Genomic DNA, 12,110 nt, shown 5'->3' on the forward strand with positions numbered 1-12,110 from the left:
AGGCCGCCGGTTTCAAACACTCGAAGGCGAGGGAGGCTTACTTCTTCGCCTTTTTCTTATCCTTCTTTTTGTCTTTTTTCTTGTCCGATTTTTTATCAGACTTTTTGTCCTTTTTGGCCTTGGCCTTTACCTTGTCCTTGGCCTTTGAGAAGACAGCCTCCATCTCTTGCAGCTTTTTGGCGGCTTTTTCGGCCTTAGCCTTGGCTTTTGCCTTTTTGCGTGCCTTTGCTTCGGCGGCTGCCGCTGCGGCTTTTTCCTCAGCTGCCTTGCGCGCGGCCTCTTCGGCGCGTTTCTCGGCGGCTGCGGCAGCGACCGTCTTGCGCGGTGCAGCCCGGCGTGTGGCCGGTTTGCGGGCCGGTGCACGGCGTGTTGCGGTCTTAGCCGCAGCAGGTTTTCCCGCGGCGGATTTTCGGGCCGCCGGTTTGGCCGCAGCCGGTTTGGCGGCAATCGCCTCTTTCGCAGCAGCAATCAGAAGCGGAGCCCGCGCCGCCCCAATTCGGGGGACCTTGATCAGGTCTGCGGGGCTGGCCTTGGCTATGGCTTCGGCGGTCTTGAAACCGTTGGCGCTCAGCGCTTGCGCCATCGCCTCACCTACGCCCTTAACTTCTGTCACTGCGGTCATTCGTTGTCCTTTCTGTCTCCCTGCACGGCCTTGTATATACCAAGGATATACACATCCACAACCCGTTTACGTCCCCTGCGCCACCGTTCCTGTTCCGCCCTTTGCGGGGAAAGGGACAAGCCGCTTGGCATCCTCATCCCACAGCTTGAGGTTCAGTGCCGCCAGCGCCTCGGGGAACTTGATCCGGCGCGGCGTGTATTTCGGTGGCAGGTTATAGTGGCATGCCCGCAGCCGATAAGACGGGATACGGGCGTTGAAGTGATGGATGTCATGCAAGGTGATGCAGGCCACGGCATTGTCAAACCACCACCCGAAATCCAGCGCCGAGGACCCCTGCAACGCCGCCAGCTGTGGATCAAGGTCCGGGCGGCGATCCCAATAGGTGTCCTCAAAGTTATGCTGCAAATAGACAAGGAAGACACCCAGCATCCCGCCCAATAGCGAAAAGACCAACCAGACCAGAATGCCCGTTGCACCCGCGATCAGGTACAGCAACCCAAGGAACACCACGATCGACAAGTTGTGCAACACAACGCCCCACACTCCGAATCGCATCGTGTTCTTGGGCCAGCGGTATCGGATGAAATAGGTGAACAAGGCCCCCACCGGCACCAGGATGAAAGGGTTGCGATACAGGCGGTAGAACAGGCGCGTTTTCCAATCTGCCTGTTTCCATTCGCGCAGGGTCATGGTGTGGATTTCGCCGGTTTCGCGATGCTCAAGATTGCCGATCCCCGCGTGGTGCAGGTTGTGGTTCTGCTTCATCACCTCAAACGGTGCAAAGGTGAAAGGCGATAGCCCGTGACCGGCCCATTCATTCTGCTGACGCGTTTCAAACAGGGAATGGTGACCGCAATCATGCTGAAGCACATAAAGCCGCACAGCGGAAAAGGCGAAAACGATCCCGGCAGGGATCATCACATACCACCGATCTGCATTTGCGATAGCCAGCGCAAGCGAGGCAAAATAGACGGCGAAGGTTCCAAAATAGCTGAGTGCAGCCAACCGATTGTCCTGCACCGCGTATTGTCGTGTATATTCCCGCAAATTCATTCAGCCTGTCCCTACGCTTGGCCAAGTCAATTTCAATTTGAAACTATTTGCATCTTTCGGATATTCAAGCAGCACGCACGAAAACACATGCGCACAAGCGAATGCTAGCCTGCGGCAACCGGGCTGTCACGCCCTTCCACTTAAAATGCTGAAAATTGGCGCAGTTACGCGCGACCCTTCAGATGTTTGGCCAATGCGCCGGCGTTTTTCTTGCGCCGCCCCTTATAGGGGTTCTTGTCGCCCTGCCCGCGCAATGTCAGGCGAATGGGGGTGCCCGGCATGTCGAAATCTTCGCGCAGGCCGTTGACCAGATAACGGTTATAGCTTTCCGGCATCTTGTCGGGATGCGAGCACATGACCACAAATCCCGGTGGACGGGTTTTGGCCTGAGTCATATAGCGCAGCTTGATCCGGCGGCCTTGCGGCGCTGGCGGCGGGTGCTGTTCCAGCATCGCAGTCAACCAGCGGTTCAGGGCAGCGGTCGGCACGCGCCGGTTCCAGACATCATGGGCGCGCAGGATCGCGGCGCGCAGACGTTCCAGCCCGCGACCGGTTTTGGCCGAAACAGTGATCAGCGGTGCGCCCCGCAATTGCGGCAGCAGACGCTCAAAGGACTCTTTGAGATCACGCAGCTTTTCCTGCTTGTCCTCTTCGATGTCCCACTTGTTCACCGCGACAACGACCGCGCGGCCTTCACGCTCAGCCAAATCGGCGATGCGCAGGTCCTGCTGCTCAAACGGAATGGCCGCATCCAACAGCACCACCACAACCTCGGCAAATTTCACCGCACGCAGGCCGTCCGATACGGAGAGCTTTTCCAGCTTTTTCTGAACCTTGGCCTTTTTGCGCATGCCTGCGGTGTCAAAAATCCGCATCGGTGTGCTGTCGCCGTCAGGGTCGGCCCAATCGACCCGCAGGCTGATCGCATCGCGGGTAATCCCGGCCTCGGGACCGGTCAGCAGACGGTCCTCGCCCATGATCTTGTTGATCAGCGTGGATTTCCCCGCATTCGGACGACCCACAACCGCCACCTGCAACGGCTTGGCGTCGGTGATCAAAGGCGTTTCGCCCTCGCCATCCTCGTCCAGTTCAATATCCGTCTCGGGGGCTTCTTCAACGGCCTTCTCTGCCGCCGCATCCGCCAGAGGCATCAGTTGCGCGTACAGGTCCGTCATCCCCTCGCCATGCTCACCCGACAGGCGCACGGGTTCGCCAAGACCCAGATTATACGCCTCAAGCACACCGGCATCGGCGGCGCTGCCTTCGGCCTTGTTGGCCGCTAGAATCACATTCTTGGACCGTTTGCGCAGAATCTCGGCAAACAGCTCATCGGTCGGGGTTACCCCCACCCGCGCGTCGATCATGAACAGGCACACATCGGCCATGTCCACAGCACGTTCGGTCAAACGGCGCATGCGGCCCTGCAGGCTGTCGTCGGTTGCGTCCTCAAGACCCGCCGTATCGATAACGGTAAACCGCAGATCGGCCAACCGCCCTTCGCCCTCGCGCAGGTCGCGCGTCACGCCGGGCTGGTCGTCGACCAGCGCCAGACGTTTGCCCACAAGGCGGTTGAACAGGGTGGATTTGCCCACATTCGGGCGCCCCACGATGGCGAGGGTCAGCGACATGATACTCAACTTTCAAGACTCAGACGCGCCCTTTAGCGCATCTTGCGGTCAACGGAAAGCGTGCAAATCACCTTTGGTCGACACCACGTACAGCGTCTGACCCGCCACAACCGGAGCCGTGGTGGCACCGCCGGGGACTTCGATCTGATTGACCAGCGTGCCATCGACCGGGTTGAAGAACCGCAGGAACCCGTCATTTGAGGCGACGACAATGCGACCGCCCGCAAGGATCGGGCCGTAATGGGCCACGATCGGACCACGGCGTCTGGGTTTGTCTTTCACAAAACCCGGAAGGTCCTGCGCCCAGATTACCGACCCATCCGCCCGGCTAAGCCGCACCAGCTGGCTGCGGTCGCTGATCAGGAACAGGCTGTCACCCGCAGGCCAGACCGTATCCACGGCACCTTCGCCCGCAGTCCAGATCCGCTCGCCAGAGTTTGAATCGAATGCGACCGTGCGGCCCGAGTGGTTGCCGATATAGATTGTGTCGCCCACCACCATCGGCCCGCCGGTCACGTCCACGATCTGCGCGGCGGCGCGACCCCGGCGGCCACCGGCCACGGATGCGTTCCAGCGGCGAATGCCGCCCTTGCGGAAAGTTGCAGCAACGTCGCCGGATCCGAAAGCAAACACTGCAAATTCCGATGCAATCACCGGCGCCGGAGCGCCCAGAACATTGCCTACGCTCGGCGTGCCCTGAATTTGCCAAGCGATCCGGCCATCCTTGGTGTTCACCGCCCAGCCGGTTTCATCGCCCGCGACCAGATACAGCAACCCGTCATTGACCAAAGGCGCGCCGCTGCCGGTGGCATTCAGGCGCTTTTGCCATCTGATCCCGCCGGATGTGGCATCCAAAGCGGTCAGGCGGCCAAACCCGGACGACACATAAAGCGCGCCATTGGCATAGGCGAGCCCGCCGCCGGTTGCGTCCGTGTCGCCGTCATTGGGCGGGATCAGGTCCGTGCTCCAGACCACCTGCCCTTGCGGGTTTACCGCCGAAACAGTGGCACCCGCGTCCAGCGTATAGATCAGGCCACCGCCCACAACAGGTTCTGCCGTGATGCGCTTCTTGCGTGAATCCCCCTCACCGATCGAGGCTGACCAGACGCGCTGAGGTGCCGCGCGCAGCGCTGCGTTGGTGGTGCGATAGGCGGGCGTTCCCGCGCTTTGCGACCAGGTGGCATTCGCGCTCTGCGCCGGCAGGCTGATGGGTTTCGAGCCCTGTGTCACAACCGCTTCGTTGTCCGACGCGGGGCGGATGTCTTCACGCAGACCGGGCAGGATGATCTCGGGCTCTTCGCAGGCCGCCAGCACCGTGAGCGAAAGGGTCGCGACCGACAATCCTATGCGTGAGAAAAGACTTGTCACCATGATGCTCTGAACTCGCCTGTCATTTTTCTGCCGTGGATCAGCCCTGCTGGGCCACCAACGGTTCCGGTTCGCCGCCAAGGGCGATAATCAGTTGCGCCGCGCGCTGCTGTTGGTCGACACCGATCTCGGCATCCTGACGCATGGCTTGCAGCCGTTCAATGGCCGCATCGACATTGCCCTCGGACACATCGATCAGGGCCAGTTGTTCTTCGGCCAGCAGACGCAAGGGGGCACCCGGTGCCGCCAGCGCCTCAAACTGCACGCGCCGATCTGCGGCTGGCAGTGTGTCGCTTTGCAGCAGCAGCGCTTTGAAGGCCGCGATGGCACGGTAAATCTCGGGCAGGTCACCCTGAACGGCGATTGCGTTCAGACTGTTCACAGCCTCATCCCGCGACCCCGCCTCAATCTGCGAGGACGAGAGCAGCATGTTCACAACCGCATCCCCGCCCGGCGAGACAGTTTCAATGCTGGCCAGGCTGGACGCCCGTTGACCCGAGTCGTTCTGCGCCAGCGCGGTCAGGATGTCATCCCCCAGCGCCTGCGCCTGCCCGGTCGTGCGGGCCTTGCGAATCTCATTGAACGCGGCACCACCGACGATCAGGACCACGGCCAGAACACCAACCCAACCCCAGCGGCGCAGCAGCAGGAAAAGGCGATCGCGGCGGACCTCTTCGGTCACCTCTTCAATAAAACTGTCGGTGTCGCTCATCCCTGCTCCCCGGGGTTTGACGTGTTCGTATGGCGCAATGTCATACCCCGCCGCCTTTGCCAAGCCAAGGGCCGGAATTTGCACATTTTCAAAGCAGCTGACGTATCTTGCGCAAAAAAGTGATCCGAACTATCCAGTTTAGTGTAGAAATGATATAAGTCTGGCCCCACTTTCTGGCATATACGCCCTTAAGAAATCGGCAAAAAACTCTGGGAGACACCCTGTATGCGATTGATTTCACTCGTGAATGCACTGCTTGTGATTGCAGCGTTGTTCTTGCTGGTGTTTGAGCGCGACGCGCTGTTCGCCTTTGCCGGACGCGGAGATACCGAGGCAGACGCGACGTCAACCGCCGAGGCCGCAGCCGACTCGCCCGAGGATCAGACCGGTATCGGGGTCGTGGCGCTGCGCTCGGTCGCGCGTGAAATTGACAGCGCGGTGCTGCTGCGCGGGCAAACCAAAGCCAACCGTCAGGTCGAGGTTCTGGCCGAAACTACGTCGACCGTGATCTCTGAACCCAAGCGCAAGGGGACTTTTGTCGAACCCGGCGACTTGCTGTGCGAACTTGACCCCGGCACCCGCCCTGCCAGCCTGGCCGAAGCCAAGGCAGCCCAGTTGGAAGCCGAAAGCCGCATCCCCGAAGCTGAAGCCCGCCTTGACGAGGCACATGCGCTTGTGGCTGAGGCCGAAATCAACCTGACCGCGGCGCAGCGGCTGTCTGAAACGGGCTTTGGGTCAGAGACCCGCCGGATTTCCAGCGAGGCAGCTATGCGTTCGGCCGAAGCCGGTGTGAAAACCGCCGAGGCGGGGCTGGAGGCCACGCGCGCGGGTATCGAAGCCGCGAAAGCCGAGGTCCACGCCGCCGAGCGCGAGGTCGGGCGTCAAACCATCGAGGCCCCGTTCACCGGGCTGCTGGAAAGTGACACCGCAGAACTGGGCAGTCTGATGCAGCCGGGTTCGCTGTGTGCCACGGTCATTCAGCTGGACCCGATCAAGCTGGTGGGTTTTGTGCCCGAAACCGATGTGAACAAGATCATCGTCGGTTCCGAGGCGTCGGCCCGACTGGTCACTGGGCTTGAGGTCGGCGGGCGCGTCACCTTCCTCAGCCGGTCGGCAGATGAAACGACCCGCACCTTCGAGGTTGAGATCACTGTTCCGAACTCCGACCTCTCTATCCGCGACGGGCAGACCGCAGATATCCGTATCTCGGCGGCAGGGGCCAAGGCGCATCTGTTGCCCCAGTCTGCGCTGACCCTGAACAACCAGGGCCAAGTAGGCGTGCGCACGGTCGGAGACGGAAACATCGTGAACTTCATGCCCGTGCGCCTATTGCGCGACACCGCCGAAGGTGTCTGGATCGATGGGTTGCCGGAAACCGTGAATGTCATCGTCGTCGGACAGGAATTTGTCATGCAGGGCGTGACCGTCCGACCCACCTATCGGGAAGCTGCACAATGACAGGATTGGTTGCATGGGCCGCCACACGGGCCCGAATGGTTCTGGCTTTCATTGCAATCTCGCTGACGGTTGGCGGGTTTGCCTATGTGGGCCTTCCGAAAGAAGGTGAACCGGATATCGAGGTTCCGGTCCTGTTCGTGTCAGTCCAGTTCCCCGGCATCTCGGCAGAAGATTCCGAGAACCTGTTGATCAAGCCGATGGAAACCGAGCTGGCTGATCTGGATGGCCTGAAAGAGATGGTGGCCACCGCGGCCGAAGGCTATGCCGGAATTCTGCTCGAATTCGATTTCGGCTGGGACAAGACCGCCATCACCGCCGACGTGCGGGATGCCATGAACAGCGCGCAGGCGGACTTCCCCGACGGGGCCGAGCAATATTCGCTCAACGAAGTGAATCTGTCAGAGTTTCCGATTGTCATCGTTAACCTGACAGGCGCGGTACCAGAACGCACAATGGCGCGGCTTGCCAAAGACTTGCAGGACGACCTTGAGGCCCTGGATTCAGTGCTTGAAGCCGGTATCGCAGGCAATCGCGACGAGCTGCTTGAGGTGATCATCGACCCGCTGCGGCTGGAGGCCTACAACGTGTCGGCGGATGAGCTGATCAGCGTGGTGCAAAACAACAACCAGCTGATCGCAGCGGGTGAGGTTGATACGGCGCAGGGCACCTTCTCGGTCAAGATCCCCTCGTCTTTCAAAACCGCCGAGGACGTCTATAGCCTGCCCGTCAAGGTCAATGGCGACCGAGTGGTCACCATGGGTGAGCTGGCGCAGATCAACTATACGTTCGAAGATCGCGAAGGCACGGCGCGGTTCGACAATCAGGCCACTGTTGCCCTGCAGGTGGTCAAGCGCAAGGGCTTTAACCTGATCGACACCGTCGCGCAGGTGAAAGAGACCATTGCCACCGCACAGGAAAAATGGCCAGCCGAGCTGCGCGCGGCGGTGGATGTCGGAACGTCGAACGATCAAAGCCGCATCGTCGCCTCGATGGTGCGACAGCTTGAAGGCTCAGTCCTGACCGCCATCGCACTGGTGATGATCGTCGTTCTGGCCTCATTGGGGACGCGCGCCGCCTTGTTGGTAGGTTTTGCCATCCCAACCTCTTTCCTTCTCAGCTTTGCGTTTCTGGCGGTCATGGGTGTGACCATTTCGAACATGGTGATGTTCGGCCTGATCCTGGCCGTTGGAATGCTGGTCGATGGCGCCATCGTGGTGGTTGAATATGCCGACAAACGCATCAAAGAAGGCATCGGCCCCATGCACGCCTATGTCGAGGCAGCGCAGCGGATGTTCTGGCCCATCGTATCGTCCACTGCGACGACGCTGTGTGCCTTCCTGCCCATGCTGTTCTGGCCGGGCGTTCCCGGTGAATTCATGAAGATGCTGCCGATCACGCTGATCTTTGTTCTGTCTTCCTCGCTGATCGTTGCCCTGATCTATCTGCCCGTTGTGGGCGGCGTGTCGGGTCGCCTGAGCCGCAGCTTTGATCGCACATCCACCTGGCTGCGCAGCCTGACCCCGTGGTGGGTGCGCGCGGCGCTGGTGCCGCCATCGCTTTACATGATCTTCCTTGGCGCAATGCAGATGCTGAACCCCGACTACCTGCTGCCGCAAGGCGGCTCGGGCGGGGTGATCTTTGGCGCGCTGCTGTTCGTGCTCGGTGGCTTTGCCGGTTCGGTCACACTGAGCGCGGCCAAGATCGAACGCCACCGCGAAGAGCGCGTTCATTCGGCCCGCGAACACACTTGGTTTGGTTCTACGATAAAACTGCTTGTCGCCAATCCGGTGATGCCTCTCGTAACGATTGCTGGTGTATTTCTCTTCGTACTCCATGTTTTCCTGTTTTACACGGGCATCAGTTTCCTAGGGTACCAGCCCTTTACCGCAAACCACAACGGCAGTGAATTCTTCGTCGAGACCGAACCGGAACAAGCCACTGCCTTTGTCCGCGCCCGAGGGAACCTGTCGCTGACCGAAAAGGACGCGATGGTCCGCTCGGCCGAGGCAGTGATCGGCGCCCACCCGGCTGTCACGAACGTATTTGCTTTCGCCGGTGAAGGCGGGCTGGATCAGAATGATGGCGGGGCAGGTTCGCCGTCAGACACCGTAGGCCGCATTCAGTTTGAAATCACCCCTTGGGAAGACCGCCCGAATCTGTCGGAACCCGCCTTTTTCGGGTTGTTCGAACGTCAGATCATCGACCCGGAATATGATGGTGATTACGTTCTGGAACAGCTCAGCGCAGAGCTGGCCCAACTGCCGGGATTTGTGGTCGAAATTCGCGCGCTGGAACAGGGCCCGGCATCAGCCAAGCCTGTACATCTGCGCGTCAAAGGCGACGGGTGGGAGGAATTGACCGCCGCCGCCGAATCCGCACGTGCGGCGTTTGAAGAAACTCCGGGCCTGATCAAGATCGAAGACACGATGCCCCTGCCCGGCATCGACTGGCAGATTGACGTGGATGTCGCCAAGGCGGGGCGGTTCGGCGCCGATGTGGCGACGGTTGGCGCGATGGTGCAGCTGGTCACGCGCGGTATCCTGCTGGGTGAGATGCGCCCCGACACCACCGATGAAGAGGTCGAAATCCGCGTGCGCCTGCCCGAGGAAGACCGCGTGCTGTCGACCCTGGATTCGCTTAAGGTGCGGACACCGGACGGGTTGGTGCCCCTGTCGAATTTTGTCACCCGTCAACCGGTGGCCAAACTGGCCGAGATCGACCGGGTCGACCAGCAGCGCTATTACGACATCAAGGCCGATGTTGAACCGGGCCTGTCAAAGGTGGTGGTCGATGGCCCTGACGGCACAGAACAGCGTCTGGCCATTGTCCGCACGCTGGAAGAAGACGCAACGCCAAGGGGCGCAGTGATCACGGGGCCCGACGGAACCGACTATGAGCTGTTCCAATTGACCGGCGCGCCATCGCTGGACGATCTGCGCACATCGATTGACGATGGGGATGCGCGTTTTGCGTTGATCAACGCGAATGAGCGTATCGCTGTTCTGACCGAGTGGTTGAACACTGATCCTTTCTCGAACGCGATCAGCTGGGAATGGACCGGAGATCAGGAAGATCAGGAGGAATCTGGCGCCTTCCTGGTCAGCGCGTTCATGGGGGCCCTGGGTCTGATGTTCGTGATCCTGCTGGCACAGTTCAACTCGCTCTATAACTCGGTGCTGGTTCTGCTGGCGGTGGTGCTGTCGACGACCGGCGTTCTGATCGGGATGATCATCATGGGCCAGCCCTTTTCGATCATCATGACAGGCACGGGTATCGTGGCGCTGGCGGGGATCGTGGTTAACAACAATATCGTTCTGATCGACACCTATCAGGAATACAGCCGCTATATGCCCCGGATCGAGGCGATTATCCGCACGGCCGAGGCGCGTATTCGCCCAGTTCTGCTGACCACGCTGACCACGATGGCCGGTCTGGCGCCAATGATGTTCGGCCTGTCGCTGGACTTCATCAATGGCGGTTATTCGATCAACAGCCCGACAGCGCTGTGGTGGAAACAGCTGGCCACGGCGGTGGTTTTTGGCCTGGGGGTTGCGACGATCCTGACGCTGATCGTAACGCCTTCGTTCCTGGCACTGCGGGTCTGGCTATCGACCTACATCATCTGGCTGGGAAGACTGTTGGCCAGCGTGACTTCGGGCCGGTCCAGCCAGATCGCGCAGGACATGGCCATCGGCAAAGCTGCGCGCCAGGTACAAGCCAACGAGGTTCTCTGGACCGACGACGCCTTCTCGTCTAGCGCGCAATCTGAACCGGGGCGTCCGCCCTCCTCTCCTCTGAAAGCGGCCGAATAAAACAAGGCGGGCTGATTGGCCCGCCTTTTTTCTTACCCGCCCGAACCGTGATCTTACTCGGGGATCGTGAAAACCTGACCGGGATAGATCAGATCGGGATCGCGGATCGCGTCCCGGTTGGCCTCAAAGAGACGCACATACAAAACGCCATCACCAAAACGGTCGCGCGAGATCGCCCATAATGTATCGCCCTCTTGCACGGTCACGGACCGGATCGGCGGCGGCGCATCGCTGACCTGATCGGTTTCAGCGGGGGCTTCGGCGGCGCGCAGAACCTCAACCGGCTCGCGTTTGAACGGTGTTTCAAGGCGGCTGACCACCGTGCCATCCACGCCGACCTCGTCCACACGCAGGGTATAGACACCGGGATCAACCCCATCCAATTCGCCCCGCCATTTGCCGTCCTCAGCCGGGGTCAGGTCGGCCACCAGCTTATTGTCCAGATACAGGCGAACAACGGACCCGTCCGGCACACGGCCCGTCAGCTCAACATCGCCCGTGTCGGAATAGCCAATTGTATCCAGCGCGACCTCTTCGGGGTCTTGCGGCTGCGCCGTCGGGGCCTGAACCAGCTCAACCCCATCCTCACCCGAGCGCAGGACCGCCACGTTCTGGCCTGTGCTTGCGCTCTCTTCTTCTTGCGCAGCCTCAGGCTCAGCCGACGCTACCACATCTGGTGCCGGGGTTTCTTCGGCGCCGGTCGAAGGGGCCTGAGCCTCTTCAGCCGCAGCCTCAGCAGTTTCGTCCTGCGGCGCGCCCTCCTCGGCCTCAACCGGGGTATCCTGAGCGGGCTCGGGCTGTGCCTCCGCCGTTTCGATCGGGGGGGTCGGCTCGACCTCGGGTTCAGGCTCTGGCAGAGCCGCGATCACATAATCGTCCGAGCGCACTGGATCTTCGCCATGTGTCTCGAGCGTCAGCCCCCGCGCGGCATTGGCAAATGGGATTGAGATGAATTCAGCAAATTTGCCGCTGGGATCTACGGTGAAACGGTGTACGGGTTCGCCGTCCAGCAGCACATTAACCTGCGATCCCGGCTCAGCCGAGCCGGACAAGACAGCATTGCCATCGGGTTCGACAAAAATCTGGTCCAGCGCGGGCGCCTTGGGCGGTTCGGGTTCTGCTGCCGCAGTTTCCGTATCTGACGTTGACGCGGTATCCGGGGTTTCGGCCGCGTCTTCGGAAACGGTGACGTCCTCGGTGTTTTCCTGCGGGGCCTGATCAGCAACTTCATCCTGTGGGGCGGTCGTTTGCGGTGCCTCTGTGTTGGTGCCAAACAGATAAACCCCGCCCGCTACGGCCAAGACCACGATACCAGCAATTGCGCCCCACAGCGCACCTCCGGACCTTCCACTTCCCGACTCGGCCATTTTTTCCCCTTCACTTCACAGCGCAAGTGCTTTGGCTAAAACACATTCTGCCTGACGGTTGAGCCAACCTATCAATCCCGCTATCAGGGG

Annotated in this window: 8 protein-coding genes; 2 read left to right on the top strand and 6 right to left on the bottom strand. The window is 60.6% G+C overall.

Features of this window, described 5'->3' with window-relative positions:
- Window positions 1-37 precede the first annotated feature (37 nt).
- From ACRZ94_RS07915 to ACRZ94_RS07935, 5 genes are all read right to left on the bottom strand, one after another.
- The gene (locus ACRZ94_RS07915) at window positions 38-622 is read right to left on the bottom strand and encodes a helix-hairpin-helix domain-containing protein (protein ID WP_480797067.1); all 585 of its coding nucleotides are present in this window, start codon (window positions 620-622) and stop codon (window positions 38-40) included.
- Window positions 623-688: 66 nt separating this feature from the next.
- Window positions 689-1,675, bottom strand: coding sequence for a fatty acid desaturase (locus ACRZ94_RS07920; RefSeq protein WP_480797068.1), 987 nt, complete (start codon window positions 1,673-1,675; stop codon window positions 689-691).
- A 164-nt stretch (window positions 1,676-1,839) separates the two neighbouring features.
- On the bottom strand, window positions 1,840-3,303 hold the full coding sequence (der, locus tag ACRZ94_RS07925) for a ribosome biogenesis GTPase Der (protein WP_480797069.1): 1,464 nt from the start codon (window positions 3,301-3,303) through the stop codon (window positions 1,840-1,842).
- A 48-nt stretch (window positions 3,304-3,351) separates the two neighbouring features.
- On the bottom strand, window positions 3,352-4,674 hold the full coding sequence (locus ACRZ94_RS07930) for a PQQ-like beta-propeller repeat protein (protein ID WP_480652047.1): 1,323 nt from the start codon (window positions 4,672-4,674) through the stop codon (window positions 3,352-3,354).
- 37 nt (window positions 4,675-4,711) lie between these two features.
- Window positions 4,712-5,383 (bottom strand): hypothetical protein, encoded by a 672-nt coding sequence (locus ACRZ94_RS07935; RefSeq protein ID WP_480652048.1) that lies wholly within the window; start codon window positions 5,381-5,383, stop codon window positions 4,712-4,714.
- Window positions 5,384-5,608: 225 nt separating this feature from the next.
- On the opposite strand from ACRZ94_RS07935, the gene ACRZ94_RS07940 reads away from it, so the two are divergent.
- Both ACRZ94_RS07940 and ACRZ94_RS07945 read left to right on the top strand, forming a co-directional pair.
- On the top strand, window positions 5,609-6,841 hold the full coding sequence (locus ACRZ94_RS07940; protein WP_480652050.1) for an efflux RND transporter periplasmic adaptor subunit: 1,233 nt from the start codon (window positions 5,609-5,611) through the stop codon (window positions 6,839-6,841).
- Window positions 6,838-10,653 (top strand): efflux RND transporter permease subunit, encoded by a 3,816-nt coding sequence (locus ACRZ94_RS07945; RefSeq protein WP_480797070.1) that lies wholly within the window; start codon window positions 6,838-6,840, stop codon window positions 10,651-10,653. Before ACRZ94_RS07940 ends, ACRZ94_RS07945 begins: the two co-directional genes overlap by 4 nt.
- Window positions 10,654-10,706: 53 nt before the next feature.
- Here ACRZ94_RS07945 and ACRZ94_RS07950 read toward each other — a convergent pair whose 3' ends face one another.
- Entirely contained in the window at window positions 10,707-12,020 is a 1,314-nt protein-coding gene (locus ACRZ94_RS07950) for a LysM peptidoglycan-binding domain-containing protein (RefSeq protein WP_480797071.1), read from the bottom strand.
- Window positions 12,021-12,110 lie beyond the last annotated feature (90 nt).

Source organism: Ruegeria sp. CH10, from assembly GCF_056537125.1.

Coding starts and splice junctions, on each gene's coding strand:
- ACRZ94_RS07915 (WP_480797067.1), bottom strand. CDS start 622: ATGACCGCAGTGACAGAAGTTAAGGGCGTAGGTGAGGCGATGGCGCAA.
- ACRZ94_RS07920 (WP_480797068.1), bottom strand. CDS start 1,675: ATGAATTTGCGGGAATATACACGACAATACGCGGTGCAGGACAATCGG.
- der (WP_480797069.1), bottom strand. CDS start 3,303: ATGTCGCTGACCCTCGCCATCGTGGGGCGCCCGAATGTGGGCAAATCC.
- ACRZ94_RS07930 (WP_480652047.1), bottom strand. CDS start 4,674: ATGGTGACAAGTCTTTTCTCACGCATAGGATTGTCGGTCGCGACCCTT.
- ACRZ94_RS07935 (WP_480652048.1), bottom strand. CDS start 5,383: ATGAGCGACACCGACAGTTTTATTGAAGAGGTGACCGAAGAGGTCCGC.
- ACRZ94_RS07940 (WP_480652050.1), top strand. CDS start 5,609: ATGCGATTGATTTCACTCGTGAATGCACTGCTTGTGATTGCAGCGTTG.
- ACRZ94_RS07945 (WP_480797070.1), top strand. CDS start 6,838: ATGACAGGATTGGTTGCATGGGCCGCCACACGGGCCCGAATGGTTCTG.
- ACRZ94_RS07950 (WP_480797071.1), bottom strand. CDS start 12,020: ATGGCCGAGTCGGGAAGTGGAAGGTCCGGAGGTGCGCTGTGGGGCGCA.